General features: G+C 64.0%; 29 protein-coding genes. All 29 read right to left on the bottom strand.

Going from position 1 to position 24,599, the window contains the following annotated elements:
* Window positions 1-2: 2 nt before the first annotated feature.
* Complete coding sequence (gene rplO / locus IB223_RS11175; protein WP_185742067.1) at window positions 3-446, bottom strand: 50S ribosomal protein L15; 444 nt, start codon at window positions 444-446, stop codon at window positions 3-5.
* A complete protein-coding gene (rpmD, locus tag IB223_RS11180) occupies window positions 446-637 on the bottom strand; it encodes a 50S ribosomal protein L30 (protein ID WP_142124590.1) in 192 nt (63 codons plus the stop codon). The genes rplO and rpmD overlap by 1 nt, the downstream gene beginning before the upstream one ends.
* Window positions 630-1,172: a 30S ribosomal protein S5 gene (gene rpsE / locus IB223_RS11185; protein ID WP_055941300.1), complete on the bottom strand. Its 543-nt coding sequence runs from the start codon at window positions 1,170-1,172 to the stop codon at window positions 630-632. Before rpsE ends, rpmD begins: the two co-directional genes overlap by 8 nt.
* Before the next feature lie 156 nt (window positions 1,173-1,328).
* Window positions 1,329-1,685 carry a 50S ribosomal protein L18 gene (gene rplR, locus IB223_RS11190; protein ID WP_192201777.1) on the bottom strand — a complete coding sequence of 119 codons (357 nt, stop codon included), beginning with the start codon at window positions 1,683-1,685 and terminating at the stop codon, window positions 1,329-1,331.
* Window positions 1,686-1,714: 29 nt separating this feature from the next.
* Window positions 1,715-2,242, bottom strand: coding sequence for a 50S ribosomal protein L6 (gene rplF, locus IB223_RS11195; RefSeq protein ID WP_192201780.1), 528 nt, complete (start codon window positions 2,240-2,242; stop codon window positions 1,715-1,717).
* A 16-nt stretch (window positions 2,243-2,258) separates the two neighbouring features.
* A complete protein-coding gene (rpsH, locus tag IB223_RS11200; protein ID WP_162109785.1) occupies window positions 2,259-2,657 on the bottom strand; it encodes a 30S ribosomal protein S8 in 399 nt (132 codons plus the stop codon).
* 207 nt (window positions 2,658-2,864) lie between these two features.
* Window positions 2,865-3,170, bottom strand: a complete 306-nt coding sequence (gene rpsN, locus IB223_RS11205; protein WP_192201782.1) for a 30S ribosomal protein S14 — start codon at window positions 3,168-3,170, stop codon at window positions 2,865-2,867.
* Between the two features lie 20 nt (window positions 3,171-3,190).
* Window positions 3,191-3,733: a 50S ribosomal protein L5 gene (gene rplE / locus IB223_RS11210; protein WP_055941290.1), complete on the bottom strand. Its 543-nt coding sequence runs from the start codon at window positions 3,731-3,733 to the stop codon at window positions 3,191-3,193.
* A gap of 8 nt (window positions 3,734-3,741) precedes the next feature.
* On the bottom strand, window positions 3,742-4,059 hold the full coding sequence (rplX, locus tag IB223_RS11215; protein WP_142124593.1) for a 50S ribosomal protein L24: 318 nt from the start codon (window positions 4,057-4,059) through the stop codon (window positions 3,742-3,744).
* 15 nt (window positions 4,060-4,074) lie between these two features.
* A complete protein-coding gene (rplN, locus tag IB223_RS11220) occupies window positions 4,075-4,443 on the bottom strand; it encodes a 50S ribosomal protein L14 (protein WP_013535986.1) in 369 nt (122 codons plus the stop codon).
* Window positions 4,444-4,458: 15 nt separating this feature from the next.
* Window positions 4,459-4,725 (bottom strand): 30S ribosomal protein S17, encoded by a 267-nt coding sequence (gene rpsQ, locus IB223_RS11225; protein ID WP_055941286.1) that lies wholly within the window; start codon window positions 4,723-4,725, stop codon window positions 4,459-4,461.
* Between the two features lie 12 nt (window positions 4,726-4,737).
* The gene (gene rpmC / locus IB223_RS11230) at window positions 4,738-4,923 is read right to left on the bottom strand and encodes a 50S ribosomal protein L29 (protein WP_055941284.1); all 186 of its coding nucleotides are present in this window, start codon (window positions 4,921-4,923) and stop codon (window positions 4,738-4,740) included.
* Window positions 4,923-5,336: a 50S ribosomal protein L16 gene (rplP, locus tag IB223_RS11235; RefSeq protein WP_056878822.1), complete on the bottom strand. Its 414-nt coding sequence runs from the start codon at window positions 5,334-5,336 to the stop codon at window positions 4,923-4,925. The genes rpmC and rplP overlap by 1 nt, the downstream gene beginning before the upstream one ends.
* 6 nt (window positions 5,337-5,342) lie before the next feature.
* Window positions 5,343-6,062 (bottom strand): 30S ribosomal protein S3, encoded by a 720-nt coding sequence (gene rpsC / locus IB223_RS11240; RefSeq protein WP_142124596.1) that lies wholly within the window; start codon window positions 6,060-6,062, stop codon window positions 5,343-5,345.
* Window positions 6,063-6,064: 2 nt separating this feature from the next.
* Window positions 6,065-6,400, bottom strand: coding sequence for a 50S ribosomal protein L22 (rplV, locus tag IB223_RS11245; RefSeq protein WP_055943295.1), 336 nt, complete (start codon window positions 6,398-6,400; stop codon window positions 6,065-6,067).
* An 11-nt stretch (window positions 6,401-6,411) separates the two neighbouring features.
* Window positions 6,412-6,687: a 30S ribosomal protein S19 gene (rpsS, locus tag IB223_RS11250; protein ID WP_055941277.1), complete on the bottom strand. Its 276-nt coding sequence runs from the start codon at window positions 6,685-6,687 to the stop codon at window positions 6,412-6,414.
* A 6-nt stretch (window positions 6,688-6,693) separates the two neighbouring features.
* A complete protein-coding gene (rplB, locus tag IB223_RS11255) occupies window positions 6,694-7,521 on the bottom strand; it encodes a 50S ribosomal protein L2 (RefSeq protein ID WP_093296347.1) in 828 nt (275 codons plus the stop codon).
* Window positions 7,522-7,532: 11 nt separating this feature from the next.
* Window positions 7,533-7,832 carry a 50S ribosomal protein L23 gene (gene rplW, locus IB223_RS11260; RefSeq protein ID WP_192201784.1) on the bottom strand — a complete coding sequence of 100 codons (300 nt, stop codon included), beginning with the start codon at window positions 7,830-7,832 and terminating at the stop codon, window positions 7,533-7,535.
* Window positions 7,829-8,434, bottom strand: a complete 606-nt coding sequence (gene rplD / locus IB223_RS11265) for a 50S ribosomal protein L4 (protein WP_142124597.1) — start codon at window positions 8,432-8,434, stop codon at window positions 7,829-7,831. Before rplD ends, rplW begins: the two co-directional genes overlap by 4 nt.
* 11 nt (window positions 8,435-8,445) lie before the next feature.
* On the bottom strand, window positions 8,446-9,099 hold the full coding sequence (gene rplC / locus IB223_RS11270) for a 50S ribosomal protein L3 (protein ID WP_192201786.1): 654 nt from the start codon (window positions 9,097-9,099) through the stop codon (window positions 8,446-8,448).
* Window positions 9,100-9,110: 11 nt separating this feature from the next.
* Complete coding sequence (rpsJ, locus tag IB223_RS11275) at window positions 9,111-9,422, bottom strand: 30S ribosomal protein S10 (RefSeq protein ID WP_027070119.1); 312 nt, start codon at window positions 9,420-9,422, stop codon at window positions 9,111-9,113.
* A 570-nt stretch (window positions 9,423-9,992) separates the two neighbouring features.
* Window positions 9,993-11,183, bottom strand: a complete 1,191-nt coding sequence (tuf, locus tag IB223_RS11280) for an elongation factor Tu (RefSeq protein ID WP_056879796.1) — start codon at window positions 11,181-11,183, stop codon at window positions 9,993-9,995.
* Between the two features lie 100 nt (window positions 11,184-11,283).
* The gene (fusA, locus tag IB223_RS11285; RefSeq protein WP_192201787.1) at window positions 11,284-13,374 is read right to left on the bottom strand and encodes an elongation factor G; all 2,091 of its coding nucleotides are present in this window, start codon (window positions 13,372-13,374) and stop codon (window positions 11,284-11,286) included.
* 175 nt (window positions 13,375-13,549) lie between these two features.
* Complete coding sequence (gene rpsG, locus IB223_RS11290; protein ID WP_192201789.1) at window positions 13,550-14,017, bottom strand: 30S ribosomal protein S7; 468 nt, start codon at window positions 14,015-14,017, stop codon at window positions 13,550-13,552.
* Window positions 14,018-14,029: 12 nt separating this feature from the next.
* Complete coding sequence (gene rpsL, locus IB223_RS11295; protein WP_055945224.1) at window positions 14,030-14,404, bottom strand: 30S ribosomal protein S12; 375 nt, start codon at window positions 14,402-14,404, stop codon at window positions 14,030-14,032.
* A gap of 234 nt (window positions 14,405-14,638) precedes the next feature.
* Window positions 14,639-18,871 carry a DNA-directed RNA polymerase subunit beta' gene (gene rpoC, locus IB223_RS11300; protein ID WP_192201791.1) on the bottom strand — a complete coding sequence of 1,411 codons (4,233 nt, stop codon included), beginning with the start codon at window positions 18,869-18,871 and terminating at the stop codon, window positions 14,639-14,641.
* Between the two features lie 92 nt (window positions 18,872-18,963).
* Window positions 18,964-23,115 (bottom strand): DNA-directed RNA polymerase subunit beta, encoded by a 4,152-nt coding sequence (gene rpoB / locus IB223_RS11305; RefSeq protein ID WP_192201793.1) that lies wholly within the window; start codon window positions 23,113-23,115, stop codon window positions 18,964-18,966.
* 236 nt (window positions 23,116-23,351) lie between these two features.
* A complete protein-coding gene (gene rplL / locus IB223_RS11310) occupies window positions 23,352-23,723 on the bottom strand; it encodes a 50S ribosomal protein L7/L12 (RefSeq protein ID WP_142126299.1) in 372 nt (123 codons plus the stop codon).
* A 60-nt stretch (window positions 23,724-23,783) separates the two neighbouring features.
* On the bottom strand, window positions 23,784-24,320 hold the full coding sequence (gene rplJ, locus IB223_RS11315) for a 50S ribosomal protein L10 (RefSeq protein WP_192201795.1): 537 nt from the start codon (window positions 24,318-24,320) through the stop codon (window positions 23,784-23,786).
* Between the last annotated feature and the right edge of the window lie 279 nt (window positions 24,321-24,599).

Consider the following 24,599-nt stretch of genomic DNA (forward strand, 5'->3'; position numbering starts at 1 on the left):
CGTTACTCCTGCACGCTGCCGCCGGCAGCCTCGATGGCGGCCTTGGCACCGGCCGTGGCGGCCACGCCCTTCAGCACGAACTTCTTGGTCAGTTCGCCCTTCTTGACGATCTTGGCGCGCTTGGCAGTGCTGGGCACCAGCTTGGCGGCGCGCAGCGCGGCGAAGTCGATCTCACCGGCTTCCAGCTTTTCCAGCTGGTACGACAGCACTTCGGCGCAGTCCAGCTTCAGCTTGGAGCGGAAACCGACCTTCGGCAGTCGCTTGATCAGCGGCATCTGGCCGCCTTCGAACTTCGCCTTGATCTTGCCCTTGCCCGAGCGCGCGAACGAGCCCTTGTGGCCGCGACCGGCCGTCTTGCCCAGGCCGGAACCGATGCCGCGACCGACGCGGGTGCGTTCGGTGCGGGCGCCGTCGGCGGGCTTCAATGTATTGAGACGCATCTGAATTACTCCTCGACCTTGACGAGGTAGTGAACTTTGTTGATCAGGCCGCGTACCTGCGGGCTGTCCTTCAGTTCACGCACATCGTTCAACTTGTTCAGGCCCAGTGCCTTCACCGACAGGCGGTGCACGGCCCGGGAACCACGCAGGCCACGCACCAGGCGCACCTTGACGGTCTTGTTGGACTCGTTAGCCATTGAGGAGTTCCTCCACCTTCTTGCCGCGCTTGGCCGCGATACGCGTCGGCGACTGCATGTCGCTCAGGCCCTTCAGCGTGGCGCGGACCAGGTTGATCGGATTGCGCGAACCGACGGCCTTGGCCAGCACGTTCTTCACGCCCACCGCTTCCAGCACGGCACGCATGGCGCCGCCGGCGATCACGCCCGTACCTTCCGAGGCCGGCTGCATGAACACGCGCGCCGCACCGTGGCCGGCCTTCACCGGGTGCCACAGGGTGCCGTTGTTCAGGTCGACGTTCAACATGCCCTTGCGGGCATATTCCATCGACTTCTGGATGGCGACCGGGACTTCGCGTGCCTTGCCGTAACCGAAACCGATCTTACCGTTGCCGTCGCCCACCACCGTCAGCGCGGTGAAGGTGAACTGGCGACCGCCCTTGACCGTCTTGCTGACGCGGTTGACCGCGACCAGCTTCTCGATCATGCCGTCGTCGACTTTCTCTTCGCGGTTACGGTCGCGATCACGACCCCGCGGTTGACGTTCTTCTGCCATTGCTTGAATTCCTTGGTTGATGAGGTATGTACGGCTTGGCCGCTTATGGTTGTAGTGTGGAACGGTGACGCTACGGTCGCTGCAGAAGAGCGACCGCGCCCGGCGCAGCCCGCGCCGACAGGTCAGGGCATGGGGTTGCCCCCATGCCTTTCAAGGTTAGAACTGCAGGCCGCCTTCGCGGGCCGCATCTGCCAGGGCCTTGATGCGGCCGTGGTAGCGGTAGCCCGAACGATCGAATGCAACCTTCTCGATGCCCTCGGCCTTGGCGCGCTCGGCGATGAACTTGCCCACTCGGGCAGCGGCATCGCTGTTCTTGCCGTTCTTCAGGCCATCCTTGACATCGGACTGCAGCGTGTTCGCCGACGCGATGACCTTGGAGCCATCGGCGGTGAACAGCTGGGCGTAGATGTGCTGGCCGGTGCGCAGCACCGACAGGCGCGGCACGCCGAGTTCGCGGATGTGCGCGCGGGTCGACTTGGCGCGGCGCAGGCGGGCGGTGTTCTTGATGCTCATGATCTGGTTCCTCGAAGCCGAAAGCCCGGTTAGGCCTTCTTCGCTTCCTTGCGGATGATGGTTTCGTCGGAGTACTTCACGCCCTTGCCCTTGTAGGGCTCCGGCGGACGGAAACCGCGGATCTTGGCGGCGACTTCACCCACGCGCTGCTTGTCGGCGCCCTGCACCAGGATTTCGGTCTGGGTCGGGGTGGCGATGGTGATGCCTTCCGGCGTCTTGAACAGGATCGGGTGGGAGAAACCCAGCGACAGGTTCAGGTCCTTGCCCTGCATCGCGGCGCGGTAACCCACGCCGACCAGCTCGAGCTTGCGCTCGAAACCGTCCGACACGCCCTTGACCATGTTGGCCAGGATCGCGCGGATGGTGCCGGTGATGGCGTCGTCGGCCGGGGTGACCGGCGACAGGTTCACCGTACCGTTGTCGACGTTGAGTTCGACGCCGGCCGGCTTGGCGATGGACAGGGTGCCCTTCGGGCCCTTGACGTTGAGGGTTTCACCCTGGGCATTCAGTTCGACGCCCTTGGGGAGATTGATCGGCTTCTTGGCTACGCGGGACATGTCTGGGCTCCTTCGCTTAGGCCACGAAGCACAGGACTTCACCACCGACGCCGGCCGCACGGGCCTGCGCATCGGTCATGATGCCCTTGGAAGTGGAGATGATGGCAACGCCGAGGCCACCGAGGACCTTCGGCAGTTCCGCCTTGCCACGATACTGGCGCAGGCCCGAACGGGACACGCGGCTCAGCTTCTCGATGACCGGCTTGCCTTCGAAGTACTTCAGGACGATCTCGAGCTCGGCCTTGTTGTTCTCGGTCTTCGTCACGCGGACGTCGCCGATGTAGCCTTCCGCCTTGAGGACGTTGGCGATCGAGGTCTTGATCTTGGAGGACGGCATCTTCACCGTCGGCTTGCCAACAGCGGCGGCATTGCGAATGCGCACCAGCATGTCGGCGATGGGATCAGTCATGCTCATTAGAGTCTGCCTTATGAGTAGCACCGATATCCGCTTTCGCGAAAATCTTGCATTGTCCCTGGAAACCCCCAGGCGGGCGGCGGTTGTATCCCGCCCTCCCCCGGCCTGGCCGCGGGAGCCGAACATTGTACAACAACAAGTCCGGCATGTGCCGGACTCGTCATTCAAGCCACTGGGACACCCCTTCTAGAAAGCGTCCCGGGCGGATTACCAGCTGGCCTTGCGCAGACCGGGCACATCACCGTTCATGGTGGCCTTGCGCAGCATGTTGCGGCCGAGGCCGAACTTGCGGTACACGCCACGCGAACGACCGGACAGCTCGCAACGGTTGCGCTGGCGGCTCGGCGAGGAGTCGCGCGGCAGCTTCTGCAGCTTGATGACCGCGTCGGCCTTCTCTTCGTACGACGCATTCTGGCTGGAGATGATCTTCTTCAGCGCGTCGCGCTTGGCGGCGTACTGCTTGGCCAGCTTTTCCCGCTTGATGTCGCGGTTGACCATCGAGGTCTTTGCCATGATGTCGGTTTCCTAGCGAATCAGTTGCGGAACGGGAACTTGAACGCTTCGAGCAGCGCCTTGGCTTCGGCGTCGTTCTTGGCGGTCGTCGTGATGGCGATATCCATGCCGCGGATCGCGTCGACGGCGTCGAAGTCGATTTCCGGGAAGATGATCTGTTCCTTCACGCCCATGTTGTAGTTGCCGCGACCGTCGAACGAACGGCCGGACACGCCACGGAAGTCGCGGACGCGCGGCAGCGAGATGCTGATCAGGCGATCCAGGAACTCGTACATCTTGGCGCGACGCAGCGTGACCTTGCAGCCGATCGGCCAACCGTCGCGGATCTTGAACGAAGCCACCGAGACGCGGGACTTGGTCGTGATCGGCTTCTGGCCGGTGATCTTGGCCAGGTCGGCCACGGCGTTTTCCAGGATCTTCTTGTTGGTCGCCGCTTCACCCACGCCCATGTTGATGGTGATCTTGGTGATCTTCGGCACTTCCATCGGATTGGTGTAGCCGAACTTCTTCATCAGAGCCGGCGCCACTTCTTCCTTGTAGATTTTTTCGAGACGGGTGGTCATAACATTCCTCAGGCGTCGAGCGCCTCACCGCTGGAGCGGAACACACGCAGTTTGCGTCCATCCTCCAGCACCTTGAAACCGATACGCTCGCCCTTGCCCGTTGCCGGGTTGAACAGCGCGACATTGGAAATGTGGATCGAGGCTTCGCGCTCGACCACGCCACCAGCCACGCCGGCCTGGGGGTTCGGCTTGGTATGGCGCTTGACGACGTTGACGTTGGAGACGACCACACGGTCACCATCCACGCGCACCACGTCGCCCTTCTTGCCCTTGTCCTTGCCGGCGGTGACGACTACCTGGTCGCCCTTCTTGATACGGTTTGCCATTTCTATGTCCTCCGCTCAGAGCACTTCAGGCGCGAGCGAAACGATCTTCATGAACTTCTCGGAACGCAGCTCGCGGGTCACAGGCCCGAAGATGCGGGTACCGATCGGCTCCTGCTTGTTGTTGAGCAGCACGGCGGCGTTGCCGTCGAAGCGGATCAGCGAACCGTCGGGGCGGCGGACGCCCTTGCGGGTACGCACGACCACGGCGTCGTAGACTTCGCCCTTCTTGACCTTGCCGCGCGGAATGGCGTCCTTGACGGTCACCTTGATGATGTCACCGATGCCGGCGTAACGGCGCTTCGAGCCGCCCAGCACCTTGATGCACATCAGTTCCTTGGCGCCGGAATTGTCGGCCGCGTCAAGGTAGCTCTGCATCTGGATCATGATTCAGATCTCCTTTTATTCAGCCGCGCGGGTGATGATTTCCACCACGCGCCAGTTCTTGGTCTTGGACATCGGGGCGATCTCGGTCACGCGCACCACGTCGCCTTCCTTGCAGCTGTTGTCCGCGTCGTGCGCGTGCAGCTTCGTGGAACGCTTGATGTACTTGCCGTACAGGGCGTGCTTGACCTGACGCTCCACCAGGATGGTGACCGTCTTGTCCATCTTGTTGCTGACGACGCGGCCTTCGATGGTGCGTTGCGCTTTGTCTTTGTTATCGCTCATCTTGGTCGCTCCTTACTTCTGGCTGCCCAGCAGGGTCTTGACGCGAGCGATCTCGCGGCGGACCCGGCGGGTTTCATGCGTCTTCGGCAGCTGGCCGGTCACCTTCTGCATGCGCAGGGAGAATTGCTCCTTGCGCAGCTCGGTCAGGTGGGCCTTCAGTTCGTCAGCCGACTTCTCGCGGAGTTGCTTGAGTTCCATTAGCGCACCGTCCGGGTCACGAAAGTGGTGGTGACCGACAGCTTGGCTGCAGCAAGGCGGAACGCCTCGCGTGCGATGTCCTCGCTGACGCCTTCGATTTCATAGATCATGCGGCCCGGCTGGATCTGGGCGACCCAGTACTCGACGTTGCCCTTGCCGGAACCCATGCGGACTTCGATGGGCTTCTTGGTGATCGGCTTGTCGGGGAACACACGGATCCACATCTTGCCGCCACGCTTCACGTAACGGCTGATGGAACGACGCGCTGCTTCGATCTGGCGCGCGGTCAACTGACCGTGCGCCGTGGCCTTCAGGCCGTACTCGCCGAAACTGACGAGGTTACCGTTCCAGCTCAGGCCTTCATTACGGCCCTTGTGCATCTTGCGGTATTTGGTTCGCTTGGGTTGCAACATGACTGATTACCTCGCGTCGCGGTCACGGGCCGGGCGCGACGGACGTTCGCTGCGCTCGGGGCGCGCGTCGTCCTGCTTCTCCTGACCCACCTGGCTGAAATCGAAGATTTCGCCCTTGTAGACCCACACCTTGATGCCGATGATGCCGTAGGTGGTCTTCGCCTCGGCAAAACCGTAATCGATGTCGGCACGCAGCGTGTGCAGCGGCACGCGGCCTTCGCGGTACCACTCGGAACGGGCGATTTCCGCACCATTCAAGCGGCCGGCCACGTTGACCTTGATGCCCAGGGCACCCAGGCGCATCGCGTTGCCGACAGCGCGCTTCATGGCGCGACGGAACATGATGCGGCGTTCCAGCTGCTGCGCGATCGACTCGGACACCAACTGCGCGTCCAGCTCGGGCTTGCGCACCTCGGTGACGTTGATGTGCGCCGGGACGCCCATCAGGTCGCTCACTTCCTTGCGCAGCTTCTCGATGTCCTCACCGCGCTTGCCGATCACCACGCCCGGACGGGCGGTGTGGATGGTCACGCGGGCGGTCTTGGCCGGGCGCTCGATCAGGATCTTGGAAATGCCTGCCTGCGCCAGCTTCTTGCGAAGCATCTCGCGTACCTTGAGGTCCGCGGCCAGGTATTCGGCGTAGTCACGCTTGTTGGCGAACCACTTCGAATTCCAGTCCTTGGCGATGCCCAGGCGGATACCGGTCGGATGAACTTTGTGACCCATGTTTATTTACCCTCGCCCACGACCACGGTGATGTGGCTGGTGCGCTTCAGAATGCGGGTACCACGACCCTTGGCACGGGCCATGAAACGCTTCAGCATCGGACCTTCGTCGACCATGATGGTCTTGACCTTCAGCTCGTCGACGTCGGCGCCCTGGTTGTTCTCGGCGTTGGCGATGGCGGACTCCACGACCTTCTTGATCAGGTGGGCAGCCTTCTTGTCCGAGAACTTCAGCAGGTTGACGGCGCGCTCGGCCGGCAGGCCACGCACCTGGTCAGCGACCAGGCGGGCTTTCTGGGGGGAGATGCGCGCGGTGCGCAGGATGGCTTTCGCTTCCATGGTCATCTCCCTTACTTCTTGCCGCCGGCTTTCTTGTCGCCACCGTGACCCTTGAAGGTCCGGGTGACGGCAAATTCGCCGAGCTTGTGGCCGACCATGTTCTCGTTGACCAGCACCGGAACGTGGTTCTTGCCGTTGTGGATGGCGATCGTGAAGCCCACCATTTCCGGCAGGATCATCGAACGGCGCGACCAGGTCTTGATCGGCTTCTTGCTGCCGCCCGCGGCCTCCACCTTCTTGACGAGGTGGTGATCGACGAACGGGCCCTTCTTGAGTGAACGTGCCATGGTCGATTAGCCCCTACGATCGCGGACGATGAATTGCTGCGTGCGCTTGTTCTTGCGCGTCTTGTAACCCTTGGTCGGCACACCCCACGGGGTGACCGGATGCGGGTTGCCCTGGCCGGCCTTGGCCTCACCACCACCGTGCGGGTGGTCGACGGGGTTCATGGCCGCACCGCGGACGGTCGGCTTGACACCGCGCCAGCGCTTGGCGCCAGCCTTGCCGAGCTTCTCCAGGCTGTGTTCGTCGTTGCCGACTTCACCGACCGTGGCGCGGCACTCGACCTGCACCTTGCGCATTTCACCGGAGCGGAGGCGCAGCGTAGCGAAACCCTGCTCGCGAGCGACCAGCTGCACGGCGGCGCCGGCGGCACGGGCGATCTGCGCGCCCTTGCCCGGCTTCAGCTCGATGCCGTGAATCGTCGTACCGACCGGGATGTTGCGCAGCGGCAGCGTGTTGCCTGCCTTGATCGGCGCGTCGCTGCCGGCGATGACCTGGTCACCTGCCTTCAGGCCCTTGGGGGCGATGATGTAGCGACGCTCGCCATCGACGTAGCACAGCAGCGCGATGTGCGCGGTGCGGTTGGGATCGTATTCGATCCGCTCCACGCGCGCCGGGATGCCTTCCTTGTCGCGCTTGAAGTCGATGAGGCGGTAATGCTGCTTGTGGCCACCGCCAATATGTCGGGTGGTGATGCGACCATGGTGGTTGCGACCGCCGGTCTTGCTCTGCTTCTCCAGCAGCGCAGCATGCGGGGCACCCTTGTGCAGGTCAGGCGTCACCACGCGGACCGCCGAACGGCGACCGGGAGAGGTGGGTTTGAATTTCATCAATGGCATGTGGGTCTACCTCAGGCCTTGGCCGACACGTCGATGGCTTGGCCATCGGCAAGACGCACGTACGCCTTGCGCCAGTCGCCGCGACGGCCGGCGCGGTTGCGGAAGGACTTGTTCTTGCCCTTCACGTTCACCACGTTGACTGCCTCGACCTTGACGTCGAACAGCTGCTCGACCGCGGCTTTGACATCGGCCTTGGTGGCTTCGTTCGAGACTTCGAAGACGTATTGGTTGGAGAGTTCCTGCAGGCGCACGGTCTTTTCGGAGACACGCGGAGCACGCAGCACGGCAAAAATCTTTTCGTTGCTGATCATGCCAGCCACTCCTCGATCTTCTTGACGGCGTCGGCCGTGATCAGCACGGAGTCGGCACCGACCAGCGCCGCCGGATCCAGGCCCTGCACGTCGCGCACTTCCACATAGGGAAGGTTGCGGGCGGACAGGTACAGATGCTCGGAAGCCTCTTCGGTGACGATCAGCGGACGACGACCGAGGTCCAGGCCCTTCAGCTTCTCGATCAGGGCGCTGGTCTTGGTGGCGTCCACATCGAACGATTCCACGACCTTCAGGCGGTTCTGGCGGTTCAGCTCGGACAGGATGGAGCTGATGGCCGCACGGTACATCTTGCGGTTGACTTTCTGCGCAAAGCTGCGCGGCTTGGCCGCGAAGGTCACGCCGCCGCCGACGAAGATCGGCGCGGTCAGGGCACCGTGACGAGCACCGCCACCCTTCTGCTTCTTGGACTTCTTGGTGGTGCCGTTGACTTCGGCGCGCGTCTTCTGCGCCTTGGTACCGGCACGACCGGCGTTGCGGTAGGCAACGACGACCTGGTGGACCAGATCCTCGCTGAATTCGCGGCCGAACACGTCGTCGGAGACCGACAGCTTGTTGGCGCTACCTGTAATGGCTAGTTCCATGGTCGTTCTCCTCAACCCTTGCTTGCCGGACGGACGATCACGTCGCCACCCGGCGCACCCGGCACGGCGCCGCGGACGGCGATCAGGCCGCGCTCGGCGTCCACGCGGACGACTTCCAGGTTCTGCGTGCTCTGCTGCGCGGCACCCATGTGGCCGGACATCTTCTTGCCCGGGAACACGCGGCCCGGCGTCTGGCGCTGACCCAGCGAACCCGGCGCGCGATGCGACAGCGAGTTACCGTGGGTGGCATCACCCATGCGGAAGTTCCAGCGCTTGATGGTGCCCTGGAAGCCCTTGCCCTTGGTGACGCCCTGGACGTCGACGATCTGGCCGACTTCAAAGATGTCGGCCTTGATCTCGCCGCCGACACTGAAGTCGCCCAGCTTGTCGGCTTCCACGCGCAGCTCCCACAGACCACGACCGGCTTCGACCTTGGCCTTGGCCAGGTGACCGGCGACAGGCTTGGTGATCAGCGAGGCGCGACGGGTGCCCACGGCAACCTGCACCGCGCTGTAGCCATCGACTTCGGGGGTCTTGATCTGGGTGATGCGGTTCGGGGTTGCTTCGATCAGCGTCACCGGAATGGACTTGCCGTCCTCGGTGAACACCCGGGTCATGCCAGCCTTGCGGCCGACAAGACCCAACGAATATTTCTTCGCGGTCATGGTCGTTGGCCTCAGGTCAGCTTGATCTGGACGTCGACGCCAGCCGCCAGCTCGAGCTTCATCAGCGCGTCCACGGTCTTGTCGTTGGGGTCGACGATGTCGAGCACGCGCTTGTGCGTGCGGGTTTCGTACTGGTCACGCGCGTCCTTGTCGACGTGCGGGGAAACCAGGATGGTGTAACGCTCGATCTTGGTCGGCAGCGGGATCGGGCCGCGCACTTGCGCGCCGGTCCGCTTTGCCGTCTCGACGATCTCGCTGGCCGAGCGGTCGATCAGACGATGATCGTACGCCTTGAGCCGGATTCGGATCTTTTGGTCCGCCATGACGGAATTTCCTTCGTTAAAGAGCGACGGGCGCGGCCTCTGGGATGCCTTGCCCCGGTTAGTCCAAGCTGTTCCAGTTCCCCACCGGCCGCGTGGACTCCACGGACGGGCAGCACCGGAATCGGCTGGGGATTCTTCCTGAAAAACTAGGCAGGCCGGTAAACCGGCCCGCCCAGACATGAAAGTATAGAGCGCGTGACATATCCCGTCAACAACCGGGATACCCTGCCCGACCCGAAGGCCCTGCAGGCAGGCACGCGACACTCCGTGTCTGGCGAACACGAGGCGCTTCCTGCGCCTCTTTTCGCGGTAGAACCAGCGGCCTCCCAGGGGGCGCTGGCGGATCATGCGATTCCCATCCAGCCAAGCGGCTATCAAGGGGCGCGCATCATAGCGCAGGTCTTGCTGTTTTGCAGCATCCCATCGCATAAAACCATGGAATTTCTGCAAAAAAGAGGCGGACCGAGGTTCCGGTCCGCCCTTGTCGCTTCATCGGGTCGCTGGATCCCCGCCTGCGCGGGGATGAGGACCCGACAAAGCCGGACGGGCAAGCCCGTCCGGGTCAGGACATCACTTGATGATCTTGGCCACCACGCCGGCGCCGACGGTACGACCGCCTTCGCGGATCGCGAAACGCAGACCTTCGTCCATCGCCACCGGGTTGATCAGGGTGACCACCATCTTGATGTTGTCACCCGGCATCACCATTTCCACGCCTTCCGGCAGGGTCACGGCGCCCGTGATGTCGGTCGTGCGGAAGTAGAACTGCGGACGGTAACCCTTGAAGAACGGGGTGTGGCGGCCGCCTTCGTCCTTGCTCAGCACGTAGACTTCGGCTTCGAACTCGGTGTGCGGGGTGATCGAACCCGGCTTGGCCAGCACCTGGCCACGCTCCACGTCGTCACGCTTGGTGCCGCGCAGCAGCAGACCGGCGTTGTCGCCCGCCTGGCCCTGGTCCAGCAGCTTGCGGAACATTTCCACGCCCGTGACCGTGGTCTTCTGGGTCGGACGGATACCGACGATCTCGATTTCCTCGCCCACCTTGATCACGCCGCGCTCGATACGGCCGGTCACCACGGTGCCGCGGCCCGAGATCGAGAACACGTCTTCCACCGGCATCAGGAACGGCTTGTCGACGTCACGCTCCGGGGTCGGGATCCAGGTGTCCAGCGCGTCCACCAGCTTCAGGATCGCCGGCACGCCGATCTCGCTCTGGTCGCCTTCCAGCGCCAGGCGGGCCGAGCCCGAGATGATCGGGGTGTCGTCGCCCGGGAACTCGTACTTGCTCAGCAGTTCGCGGACTTCCATCTCCACCAGCTCCAGCAGCTCGGCGTCGTCCACCATGTCGGCCTTGTTCAGGAACACGACGATGTACGGCACGCCGACCTGACGCGAGAGCAGGATGTGCTCGCGGGTCTGCGGCATCGGGCCGTCAGCGGCCGAGCACACCAGGATCGCGCCGTCCATCTGGGCGGCACCGGTGATCATGTTCTTCACGTAGTCGGCGTGGCCCGGGCAATCCACGTGCGCGTAGTGGCGCGCGGCAGATTCGTATTCCACGTGCGCGGTCGAGATCGTGATGCCGCGCGCCTTCTCTTCCGGCGCCGCGTCGATCGCGTCATAGGCCTTGAACTCGCCACCGAAACGCTCCGCGCCGATCTTCGTCAGCGCCGCCGTCAGCGTCGTCTTGCCGTGGTCAACGTGACCAATCGTGCCCACGTTCACGTGGGGCTTGGTGCGTTCGAACTTACCCTTTGCCATTGTCTTTACCTCTGTGATTCATGATTCGTGATTAGTGATTGGCTTGAAGCGGGATCCGTGTTCTTGCGAATCACGGATCCCGAATCACCAATCACGGCTTTTAGTTCTTCTTGACGACCGCGTCGGCGATGTTGGCCGGCGCTTCCGCGTAGTGGTCGAACTCCATCGAGAACGTGGCGCGACCCTGCGACATCGAACGCAGCGTGGTGGCGTAGCCGAACATTTCGCCCAGCGGCACCATCGCGGCGATCACCTTGCCGGACGGACTGTCGTCCTGACCCTGCAGGATGCCGCGACGACGGCTCACGTCGCCCATCACGTCGCCCAGGTAGTCTTCCGGGGTCACGATCTCGACCTTCATCATCGGCTCCAGCAGGACCGGCTGGGCCTTGCTGAAAGCTTCCTTGAAGGCCATCGAGCCGGCGACCTTGAACGCCATTTCGTTCGAGTCGACGTCATGGAACGAACCGTCGACCGCCTTGATGGCGATGTCGACCACCGGGAAGCCGGCCAGCGGACCGCTCTTCAATGCGTCCTCGATGCCCTTGCCTGCCGCAGCGACGTATTCCTTCGGCACCACGCCACCGACGATGGCGCTTTCGTACGAGAAGCCCACACCACGCTCGACCGGCGACATCTCGATGACGATGTGGCCGTACTGGCCGCGACCGCCCGACTGGCGCACGAACTTGCCTTCCTGCTTGACCGCCTTGCGGATGGTCTCGCGGTAGGCCACCTGCGGCTTGCCGACGTTGGCTTCCACGTTGAACTCGCGCTTCATGCGGTCCACCAGGATTTCCAGGTGCAGCTCGCCCATGCCGGAGATGATCGTCTGGCCGGATTCCTCGTCGGTCTTGACGCGGAACGAGGGATCTTCCTGCGCCAGGCGGCCCAGGGCCAGACCCATCTTCTCCTGGTCGGACTTGGTCTTCGGCTCCACTGCCATCGAGATGACCGGCTCCGGGAACACCATGCGCTCCAGGGTGATGATGTGGTCGAGCGAGCACAGGGTGTCGCCAGTGGTGACGTCCTTCAGACCCACGGCGGCGGCGATGTCGCCCGCGCGCACTTCCTTGATTTCGTCACGCTGGTTGGAGTGCATCTGCAGGATGCGGCCCACGCGCTCCTTCTTCGACTTGACCGGGTTGTACACCGCATCGCCGGAATTCAGCACGCCCGAGTAGACGCGGAAGAACGTCAGCGAGCCCACGAACGGGTCGGTCATGATCTTGAACGCGAGCGCGGAGAACGGCTCGTTGTCACCGGCCTTGCGGGTGTCTTCCTTCTCGTTCTCGTCGATGCCCTGCACCGGCGGACGATCCGTCGGCGACGGCAGCAGCTGGATCACGCCGTCCAGCATGGCCTGCACGCCCTTGTTCTTGAACGCGGAGCCGCAGTAGACCGGGATCACTTCCACCTTCAGCGTGCGCTCGCGCAGGCCGGCGATGATTTCGGCCTCGGAGAGGTCGCCTTCGTTGAGGTACTTGTCCATCAGCGCTTCGCTGGCTTCGGCCGCAGCCTCCACCATGAAGGCACGATCCGTCGCCGCCTTGTCAGCCAACTCGGCGGGGATGTCGCGGTACTCGAACTTGGTGCCCTGCGATGCCACATCCCAATGGATGTACTTCATCTTCAGCAGGTCGATGACGCCCTCGAAGCCATCTTCGGCGCCGACCGGGACCTGCATCGGCACCGGGTAGGCGCCCAGGCGCGACTTCAGCTGGTCGACGACCTTGGCGAAGTCGGCACCGGTACGGTCCATCTTGTTGACGAACGCGAGGCGCGGCACGGCGTACTTGTTGGCCTGGCGCCACACGGTCTCGGACTGCGGCTGCACGCCACCGACGGCGCACAGCACGAACACCGCGCCATCGAGCACGCGCAGCGAACGCTCGACTTCGATGGTGAAGTCGACGTGGCCGGGGGTATCGATGATGTTGAAGCGGTGCTGCGGCAGGGACTTGTCCATGCCCGTCCAGAACGCCGTGGTGGCAGCGGACGTGATGGTGATGCCGCGCTCCTGCTCCTGCTCCATCCAGTCCATGGTCGCGGCACCATCGTGCACTTCACCGATCTTGTGGCTGACGCCGGTGTAGAACAGGATGCGCTCGGACGTGGTGGTCTTGCCGGCGTCGATGTGCGCCATGATGCCGAAATTGCGGTAACGCTCGATGGGAGTGGTGCGAGCCACGACAGTCTCTCTTTTCTGATGGAGGGCCGGCGGGATGCCTGGGCCTTCCGTGGAGGGCGGATCTTCAGATGGCCGAATGCCGCCTTTCGGCGGCCTTCGGGGAGGAGCGCGGGAGCGCGCTCCAAGGGCACCTACATGGTGCCAAAGGCCCTTGTTCGCAAGGGCCCGGAGGCCGTTACCAGCGGTAGTGCGCGAACGCCTTGTTCGCTTCCGCCATGCGGTGGGTCTCTTCACGCTTCTTGATGGCGCCGCCGCGGTTCTCGGAGGCATCCAGCAGTTCGGCAGCCAGCTTGCGCGGCATGGAGTTCTCGCCGCGCTTGCGGGCGGACTCGATCAGCCAGCGCATCGCCAGGGCCATGCGGCGCGAGGAACGCACTTCGACCGGCACCTGGTAGGTGGCGCCACCGACGCGACGCGACTTCACTTCGACCGCCGGGGACACATTGTCCAGCGCCTTCTCGACCAGCTCGAGGGCATTGGGGTTCTTCTCGCCGATGACGTCCATGGCACCGTAGACGATCTTCTCGGCAACGGACTTCTTGCCGCTCAGCATCACCATGTTGATGAAGCGGGCGATCGTCTGGCTGCCGTGCTTGGGATCCGGCAGGACTTCACGTTGGGGGGCAGAGCCTTTACGCGACATGATTCTTTTTCCTTAAGCCTTGGGACGCTTGGCGCCGTACTTGGAACGGCCCTGGCGGCGCTTGGCGACGCCCGAGGCGTCGAGCGAACCGCGCACGGTGTGGTAGCGCACGCCCGGCAGATCCTTCACGCGGCCGCCGCGCACGAGCACCACGGAGTGCTCCTGCAGGTTGTGGCCTTCACCGCCGATGTAGCTGATGATTTCTTCCTGGTTGGTCAGGCGCACCTTGGCGACCTTGCGAAGGGCCGAGTTGGGCTTCTTCGGGGTGGTCGTGTAGACGCGGGTGCACACGCCGCGACGCTGCGGGCAGTTGTCCAGCGCGGGCGACTGGCTCTTGTACGTGGGGGCCTGCCGCGGCTTGCGGACCAGCTGATTGACGGTTGCCATAGTGGGTTCTTCGTGTGAAGGCCGGAGCCTTGTTTGACATGAAAACGAAGGCAGGCCGCAAGACGGCCCACCTAGACGGAAAAGTATAGCCGGCAACTTGCCCGACCGTCAACGCGACGGCGGCAAGTGCCTGCCAACTGACTGCGATCCCGCCCATCCTGGGCCGAAAACGAGGCGCATCCTGCGCCTCTTTTCGTGGTCTGGGACGGCCCGGAGGCCGTCGGGTAGTACGGTTTAGCTGGCGCTGGACTCCTCGCCCGCTTCGTCGGTGGTGATCACGGCGGCGGCCGGAGCGGCCTCGACGCTGCCACCCGACAGGGCGTTCACTTCGGCCTCGGTCAAGCCGGAGGCATTGCGGCGGCGCTGGTTGTGGTACGCCAGACCGGTGCCGGCCGGGATCAGTCGACCCACGATGACGTTCTCCTTCAGGCCGCGCAGGGTGTCACGGGTGCCGCGGACGGCCGCCTCGGTCAGTACACGGGTGGTCTCCTGGAAGGAGGCCGCCGAGATGAACGACTCGGTCGCCAGCGAGGCCTTGGTGATGCCCAGCAGCACCGGATCGTACTTCGCGAGCAGTTCGTTGCGGGCCGCCAGCTTGGCGTTTTCTTCGATCAGGCGCTGCTTCTCGACCTGCTCACCGGCCAGGAACTTGCTGTTGCCGGCGTCGGTGATCTCGACCTTGCGCAACATCTGGCGGGTGATCACCTCGATGTGCTTGTCGTTGATCTTCACGCCCTGCAGGCGGTAGACGTCCTGGATTTCCTTGACCAGGTAGGCCGCCAGCGGCTCGACGCCCAGCAGACGCAGGATGTCCTGCGGGCTCGGCTCGCCGTCCACGATGGTTTCGCCCTTGGCCACGTGCTCGCCTTCGAACACGATGATCTGGCGGAACTTCGGGATCAGCTCTTCGTGCTCCGAACCATCCGTGTCCTTGATGATCAGGCGCTGCTTGCCCTTGGTGTCCTTGCCGAAGCTGATGATGCCGGAGCGCTCGGCCAGGATCGCCGGATCCTTCGGCTTGCGCGCTTCGAACAGGTCGGCGACGCGCGGCAGACCACCGGTGATGTCGCGGGTCTTGGACGCTTCCTGCGGCACCTTGGTGACCACGTCGCCCACGCCGACGGGCGCGCCGTCCTGCAGGTTGACGATCGAGCGCGGCGGCAGCAGGTACTGCGCCGGCAGGTCGGTACCCGGGATGCTCAGGTCCTTGCCGTCCTTGTCCACGATGCGGACGATCGGGCGCAGGTCCTTGCCCTGCGAACCGCGACGCTTCGGATCGGTGATCTCGCGCGAGGCCAGGCCGGTCAGGTCGTCGGTTTTCTCGATGACGGTGACGCCATCGACGAAGTCGACGAAGCGCACGAAGCCGGCCACTTCCGACACGATCGGGTGGTTATGCGGATCCCAGTTCGCCACGGCCTGGCCGGCCGTGATCTGGTCGCCATCCTTGACGTTGATGGTGGCGCCGTAGGGCAGCTTGTAACGCTCGCGCTCACGGCCATGGCCGTCGAGCACCGACAGTTCGCCCGAGCGCGACACCGCGACCAGGCTGCCATTGGCGTGTTCGACGAACTTGAGGTTGTTGAACTTGATCGAGCCGGTGGTCTTGACGGTGATGTTGTCGACCGCCGCCGCACGCGATGCCGCACCACCGATGTGGAAGGTACGCATGGTCAGCTGGGTGCCAGGCTCGCCGATCGACTGCGCGGCGATGACGCCGACCGCTTCACCGATGTTGACGATGTGGCCACGGGCCAGGTCACGGCCATAGCAGTGCGCGCAGACGCCGAAATCGGATTGGCAGGTGATGGTGGAACGCACCTTCAAGGCCTGCACGCCGGCATCTTCCAGCTTCTGCACCCAGGCTTCGTCCAGCAGCGTGTTGCGGGTGACGATCGGATCCTCGTCGTTGCCCGGCAGGAACACGTCCTCGGCCACGATGCGACCCAGCACGCGGTCGCGCAGCGGCTCGACCACGTCGCCGCCTTCCACGATCGGGGTCATCATCAGGCCTTCCGACGTACCGCAATCGACCTCGGTGATCACCACGTCCTGCGCCACGTCGACCAGGCGACGGGTCAGGTAACCGGAGTTCGCCGTCTTCAGCGCGGTATCGGCCAGGCCCTTTCGGGCACCGTGGGTGGAGTTGAAGTATTCCTGGACGTTCAGGCCTTCGCGGAAGTTCGCCTTGATGGGCGTCTCGATGATCGAACCATCGGGACGGGCCATCAGTCCGCGCATGCCGGCCAGCTGGCGGATCTGCGCCTGGCTGCCTCGGGCACCGGAGTCGGCCATGATGTACAACGAGTTCATCGACTTCTCGTTGATGGTCTCGCCCTTGGCGTTCTGCACCTTGTCGGTACCGATGGTCTCCATCATCGCCTTGGCGATGCGCTCATTGGTGCGCGACCAGATGTCGACCACCTTGTTGTAGCGCTCGCCGGCGGTGACCAGGCCGCTCTGGTACTGCTCCTGGATCTCCAGCACTTCCTGCTCGGCTTCGCCCAGGATGCCCTTCTTCTCGGCCGGGATCAGCATGTCGTCGATGCCGATGGAGACGCCAGCGCGCGTGGCGTACGCGAAGCCGGTGTACATCAGCTTGTCGGCGAACACGACCGTGTCCTTCAGGCCCAGCATGCGGTAGCTGGAGTTGATCAGGCGGCTGATGGCCTTCTTGTTCAACTCGGTGTTGACCAGGGCGAACGGCAGGCCTTCCGGCAGGATCTCGGCCAGCAGGGCGCGACCGATCGTGGTGTCCACGATGCTGGTCTGCTTGCTGCGGCCACCTTCCTCGTCGATCACGGTGCCGCTGATGCGGACCTTGACCTTCGCATGCAGTTCGACGGCGCGGTTGTCGTAGGCACGCTTGACCTCGGCGATGTTGGCGAAGGCCATGCCCTCGCCCTTCTTGTTCTCCAGCGCGCGGGTCATGTAGTACAGACCGAGCACGACGTCCTGCGACGGCACGATGATCGGCTCGCCGTTGGCCGGCGACAGGATGTTGTTGGAGGACATCATCAGCGCACGCGCTTCCAGCTGCGCTTCCAGCGACAGCGGCACGTGGACGGCCATCTGGTCACCGTCGAAGTCGGCGTTGAACGCGGTGCAGACCAACGGGTGCAGCTGGATGGCCTTGCCTTCGATCAGGACCGGCTCGAACGCCTGGATGCCCAGGCGATGCAGCGTCGGCGCGCGGTTCAGCAGAACCGGGTGCTCGCGGATGACCTCTTCCAGGATGTCCCAGACTTCGGCTTCTTCGCGCTCGACCAGCTTCTTGGCGGCCTTGATGGTGGTGGCCAGGCCGCGACGCTGCAGCTTGGCGAACACGAACGGTTTGAACAGCTCCAGCGCCATCTTCTTCGGCAGGCCGCATTCGTGCAGGCGCAGGGTCGGGCCGACCACGATGACCGAACGGCCGGAGTAGTCGACGCGCTTACCCAGCAGGTTCTGGCGGAAGCGGCCCTGCTTGCCCTTGATCATGTCGGCCAGCGACTTGAGCGGGCGCTTGTTGGTGCCGGTGATGGCGCGGCCACGACGGCCGTTGTCCATCAGGGCGTCAACGGACTCCTGCAGCATGCGCTTTTCGTTGCGCACGATGATGTCCGGCGCATTCAGTTCGAGCAGGCGGCGCAGGCGGTTGTTGCGGTTGATGACGCGGCGGTACAGGTCGTTCAGGTCGGAGGTCGCGAAGCGGCCGCCGTCCAGCGGTACCAGCGGACGCAGGTCCGGCGGCAGCACCGGCAGCACGGTCATGACCATCCATTCCGGACGGTTGCCCGATTCCAGGAACGCTTCCATCAGCTTGATGCGCTTGGTGAGGCGCTTGAGCTTGGTCTCCGAACCGGTGCTGGCGATTTCCTCGCGCAGGTTCACCATCTCGGCCTGCAGGTCGATCGTGCGCAGCAGGTCGTAGACGGCTTCGGCGCCCATGGCGGCGTCGAAGTCGTCGCCGTGTTCCTGGCGCGCCTGCATGAACTGCTCTTCGGTCAGCAACTGACGGCGTTCGAGCGAGGTCAGGCCCGGCTCGGTGACCACGTAGGCTTCGAAGTACAGCACGCGCTCGATGTCGCGCAGGGTCATGTCCAGCATCAGGCCGATGCGCGACGGCAGCGACTTGAGGAACCAGATGTGCGCGACCGGGCTGGCCAGGTCGATGTGGCCCATGCGCTCGCGGCGCACCTTGGCCAGCGTCACTTCCGTGCCGCACTTCTCGCAGACCACGCCACGGTGCTTCATGCGCTTGTACTTGCCGCACAGGCACTCGTAATCCTTGATCGGCCCGAAGATGGCCGAGCAGAACAGACCGTCGCGTTCCGGCTTGAAGGTACGGTAGTTGATGGTTTCCGGCTTCTTCACTTCGCCAAAGGACCACGAACGGATCAGGTCCGGCGAGGCCAGCGCGATCTTGATCGCGTCGAAATCCAGCGTCTGGCGCTGCTGGTTGAAGAGGTTGAGCAGGTCTTTCATTTTGTTTCTCCGTCAGGAGGAATCTTTGTCGAGGGCGGGTTGACCGTGTTCGGAAGGCGCGGAGGCCGTTGAATGCCGCCGCGCCGTTGCGATCAGTCTTCCAGTTCCATGTTGATGGCGAGCGAGCGGATTTCCTTCACCAGCACGTTGAAGGATTCCGGCATGCCCGCGACCATCTCGTGGGCACCATCGACGATGTTCTTGTACATCTGGTTGCGGCCCTGCACGTCGTCCGACTTGACCGTCAGCATTTCCTGCAGGGTGTGCGCCGCGCCATAGGCTTCCAGCGCCCAGACTTCCATTTCACCGAAGCGCTGGCCACCGAACTGCGCCTTGCCGCCCAGCGGCTGCTGGGTGACGAGCGAGTACGGACCGGTGGAACGCGCGTGCATCTTGTCGTCCACCAGGTGGTTCAGCTTCAGCATGTGCATGTAGCCGACCGTGGTGTGGCGGTCGAACGCCTCGCCGGTGCGGCCGTCGTACAGCTGGGTCTGGCCGCTGATCGGCAGGTCCGCGAGCTCGAGCATGTGCTTGATCTCGGTTTCCGCCGCGCCGTCGAACACCGGGGTGGCCATCGGCACGCCGTCGGTCAGGTTCTCGGCCAGCGCGATCAGTTCCTTGTCGCTGAACTGGTCCAGGTCCACCCGGTCCTCGCCCAGCTTCTGGTCGTGGTTGTAGATCTGGGTCAGGAACTTGCGCAGGTCGGCGACCTTGGCCTGGGCTTCCAGCATGTTCTGGATCTTGCGACCCAGCCCCTTGGCGGCCCAGCCCAGGTGCACTTCCAGCACCTGGCCGATGTTCATGCGCGACGGCACGCCCAGCGGGTTCAGCACGATGTCCACGGTCTCGCCGGTGGCCATGTAGGGCATGTCCTCGACAGGAACGATCGTCGACACGACACCCTTGTTGCCGTGACGGCCGGCCATCTTGTCGCCCGGCTGGATGCGGCGCTTCACGGCCAGGTACACCTTGACCATCTTCAGCACGCCCGGGGCGAGGTCGTCGCCGGCGGTGATCTTGCCGCGCTTGTCGGCGAAGCGACGCTCGAACTCCTTCTCGTGCGCCTGGATCTGCATCTGGGCGCGCTCGATGGCGTCGGACGCATCATCGTCCTTCATGCGCAGGGTGAACCACTCGGCCTTCTTCAGGCTGTCGAGGTAGGCGTCGGTGATGGCGTCGCCCTTCTTCAGCGTGCCCGGACCGCCGTTGGCGACCTTGCCGACCAGCTGCGAACGCAGGCGAGCGTAGATGGCGCCTTCGAGGATGCGGAACTGGTCGTCGAAGTCCTTCTTGACGCGCTTGATCTCGTTTTCCTCGATCTGGCGCGCACGCTTGTCCTTCTCGATGCCGTCGCGGGTGAAGACCTGCACGTCGATGACGGTGCCGTCCATGCCCGGCGGCACGCGCAGCGAGCTGTCCTTCACGTCCGAGGCCTTCTCGCCGAAGATCGCGCGCAGCAGCTTCTCTTCCGGGGTCAGCTGGCTCTCGCCCTTCGGCGTGACCTTGCCCACCATGATGTCGCCGGCGCGCACTTCCGCACCGATGTACACCACGCCACTCTCGTCGAGGCGGTTCAGTGCCTGCTCGGAGACGTTCGGGATGTCGGCGGAGATTTCCTCCGGTCCCAGCTTGGTGTCGCGCGCGACGCAGGTCAGCTCTTCGATGTGGATCGTGGTGTAGCGATCCTCTTCCACCACGCGCTCGGAGAGCAGGATGGAGTCTTCGAAGTTGTAGCCGTTCCACGGCATGAACGCGATCAGCATGTTCTGGCCCAGCGCCAGCTCGCCGATGTCGGTCGAGGGACCGTCGGCCAGCACGTCGCCGCGCGCGACCACATCGCCCACGTTCACCAGCGGACGCTGGTTGATGCAGGTGTTCTGGTTGGAGCGCGTGTACTTGATCAGCGAATAGATGTCGACGCCGGCATCGGTTTCGCCGGAGATCTCGACTTCATTGACCTTGACCACGATGCGGCCAGCGTCGATCTGCTCGACCACGCCGCCACGACGCGCGTTCACGGTCACGCCCGAGTCGCGCGCCACGGCGCGCTCGATGCCGGTACCGACCAGCGGCTTCTGCGCGCGCAGCGTGGGCACGGCCTGGCGCTGCATGTTGGCGCCCATCAATGCGCGGTTGGCGTCATCGTGCTCCAGGAACGGGACCAGCGCCGCGGCGACCGACACGGTCTGCATCGGCGAGACGTCCATGTAGTCGACTTCGCTCGGCGGCTTCAGCAGCGATTCGCCCTGGTAACGGCACGGCACGAACTGCTCGGTCAGGCGGCTCTTGGCGTCATGCAGCGCGTTGGCCTGCGCGATGACGTACTCGTTCTCCTCGATCGCCGACAGGTACTCGATCTCGTCGGTGATCATGCCGTCCACGACCTTGCGGTACGGCGTCTCGAGGAAGCCATAACCGTTGGTGCGGGCGTACACGGCCAGCGAGTTGATCAGGCCGATGTTCGGGCCTTCCGGCGTCTCGATGGTGCAGACGCGACCGTAATGGGTCGGGTGCACGTCGCGGACTTCGAAGCCGGCGCGCTCGCGGGTCAGGCCGCCCGGGCCGAGGGCCGAGACGCGACGCTTGTGCGTGACTTCCGACAGCGGGTTGTTCTGGTCCATGAACTGCGACAGCTGCGAGGAGCCGAAGAACTCCTTGATCGCGGCGGCCACCGGCTTGGCGTTGATCAGTTCCTGCGGGGTCAGGCCTTCGGACTCGGCCATCGACAGGCGCTCCTTCACGGCGCGCTCGACGCGGACCAGGCCCACACGGAACACGTTCTCGGCCATTTCGCCGACCGAACGCACGCGACGGTTGCCCAGGTGGTCGATGTCGTCGACGGTGCCGCGGCCGTTGCGGATCTCGGTCAGGACCTTGATGACGTCCAGAATGTCCGAGGTCTCGCCCAGGCTGGCGACCAGGCGCTTGGCTTCTTCATCATTGCGCGCGCCGAAGTACTTTTTGTCGTACAGCACGGCTTCGCCGGTGGTTTCCTTGCGGCCCACGCGACGGTTGAACTTCATGCGACCGACGTTGGAGAGGTCGTAGCGCTCGAAGGTGAAGAACAGGTTGTGGAACAGGTTCTGCGCAGCATCCTTGGTCGGCGGTTCGCCGGGACGCATCATGCGGTAGATCTCGACCAGCGCTTCGAGCTGGGTCTTGGTCGGATCGATGCGCAGCGTGTTGGACAGGTACGGGCCGCGGTCCAGGTCGTTGACCCACAACGTACCCACGGCGTCCACGCCGGCCTTGCGGAACTTGGCCAGCTGATCGTCGGTGATTTCGTCGTTGGCGGAAGCCAGCAGCTCGCCGGTGTTGGCGTCGATCACGTCGTGCGACAGGATGCGGCCGACCAGGTATTCATCGGGCACGGCCAGTGCGGCGATGCCGGACTGTTCCAGCTGCTTCACGTGGCGCGCGGTGATGCGCTTGCCGGCTTCCACGATGACCTTGTCGCCATCGGCCAGGTCGAAGTTCAGCGTTTCGCCGCGCAGGCGCTCGGCGACCAGCTCCAGCTGCACGCCTTCCGGCAGGATGTGGAACGTGTTGACGTCGAAGAACTCGTTGAGCATCTCCTCGTTGGAGTAGCCCAGCGCGCGCAGCAGAATCGAGACCGGCAGCTTGCGGCGACGGTCGATACGCGTGAACAGCGCGTCCTTCGGGTCGAACTCGAAGTCCAGCCAGGAGCCGCGGTAAGGAATGATGCGGGCGCTGTACAGCAGCTTGCCCGAGCTGTGGGTCTTGCCACGGTCGTGGTCGAAGAACACGCCCGGCGAGCGGTGCAGTTGCGAGACGATGACGCGCTCGGTGCCGTTGACGATGAAGGTGCCGTTGTCGGTCATGAGCGGGATCTCGCCCAGATAGACCTCCTGCTCCTTCACGTACTTGATGGCCTTGGTGGACGACTCGCGGTCGTAGATCACCAGGCGGACGGTGACGCGCAGCGGTGCGCCGTAGCTCAGGCCACGGTTGCGGCACTCGCGCTCGTCGAATACCGGCTCGCCGAGCTTGTAGCCGACATATTCCAGCGCGGCGTTGCCGCTGTAGCTGGCGATCGGGAAGACCGACTTCAGCGCGGCATGCAGGCCACGGTCTTCGCGCTTGGCGGCGTCGGTGTGCTCCTGCAGGAACTCGCGGTAGGAGTCGACCTGGATGGCGAGCAGGAACGGGACCTCGAGGATCGACCGCTGCTTGCCGAAATCCTTGCGGATGCGCTTCTTTTCGGTGAACGAATATGTCGTCATGTGACTGTGCCTTTGGCAGCGTGGGGCGCGCGTCCGCGACCACACGGGGGACATTCTTTCGAACGGGGGAATTTTCAGTTGGAAGTCGCTGGTATTGCCGGCACCAGCACGCCTTCTGCCGCTACTTCCAACTACAAACTCGCGTTTACATCGCTACGTCTTGAAACGACCGAAGGCCAGGGGCTTTCGCCCCCGGCCTCGGGTTGTCGCCTGGGTGAACCGGCGACGGATACGACTTACTTGACTTCGACGCTCGCACCAGCGGCTTCGAGGTCCTTCTTGAACTTCTCGGCATCTTCCTTCGACACGCCTTCCTTCAGCACGCCGCCGGCCTCAGTGAGGTCCTTGGCTTCCTTCAGGCCCAGGCCGGTGATGGCGCGGACAGCCTTGATGACGTCGACCTTCTTGGCACCGGCGTCCTTCAGGACGATGGTGAACTCGGTCTGCTCTTCGACCGGGGCGGCGGCGGCGGCCGGACCGGCAGCGGCGACGACCGGGGCGGCGGCGGAGACGCCGAACTTCTCTTCGATGGCCTTGACCAGCTCCATCACTTCCATCAGGGTCTTGCCGGCAATGGCGTCGACGATCTGTTCGTTGGAAAGGGACATTGTGTTTACCTTTGGAAATTATCTGGGATTAGGGTTCGTAGAACCGTAAAGACGTCGAACTCAGGCTTCAGCCGGGGCTTCCGCGACGGCTTCCGCCGGCGCTTCGCCACCACCCTGCTTGTCGGCCACGGCCTTGACGGCACGGGCGAACATCGCGGCGGGTTCGGCCAGAACGCGGGCCAGCATGGCCAGCGCCTGATCGCGGGTCGGCAGCGACGCCAGGACTTCAACATGGCTGGCCGGATACAGCTGGCCACCCACGGAGACGACCTTCGGCTGCAGCTTGTCGTTGCCCTTGGCGAATTCCTTGATCAGGCGACCGGCAGCGCCGGGCTCCTCGGTCGAAAACGCATACAGCAGCGGACCGACGAGCTTGTCCTGGACAACCTCGAACTCGGTACCGGCCACGGCACGCACGGCCAACGTGTTCTTGACAACTTTCAAGTACACGCCGGTCTCGCGGGCCTTCTTGCGCATCGCGGTCATCTGACTGACCGTGGTGCCTGCGTATTCGGCGGCGACCAGGGAGTGCGCCTTGGCGGCGACGTCTGCCAGTTCGGCGACTACTTCTTGCTTCTGGGACAGATTGAGAGCCATACACTCCTCACTAATTGACTCCGCTTGCGGCTCCTGCCGCTCGCGGTCCTGGACGGCATCCGTCCTGGATGCCGGGGACGCAGAGGTCCCGGCGGTGGCCTGTCTGACTGGCGACCTCGCGGTCGGACTCCAGAAAACTTCCAGAAGGCGGCACCATCTACGCAGGCGCATTCCCGGGGGAATGGATTAAGCGATCCCGCTAGCCACGACGGCGATTCCCTGCCAACACGAGCCTCCGTGCCCGTCGTCATGGCGCGCTGACCGCACCTGCGGTCTTTG

The organism is Pseudoxanthomonas sp. PXM03 (assembly GCF_014852005.1).
Classification (GTDB): Bacteria; Pseudomonadota; Gammaproteobacteria; order Xanthomonadales; family Xanthomonadaceae; genus Pseudoxanthomonas_A.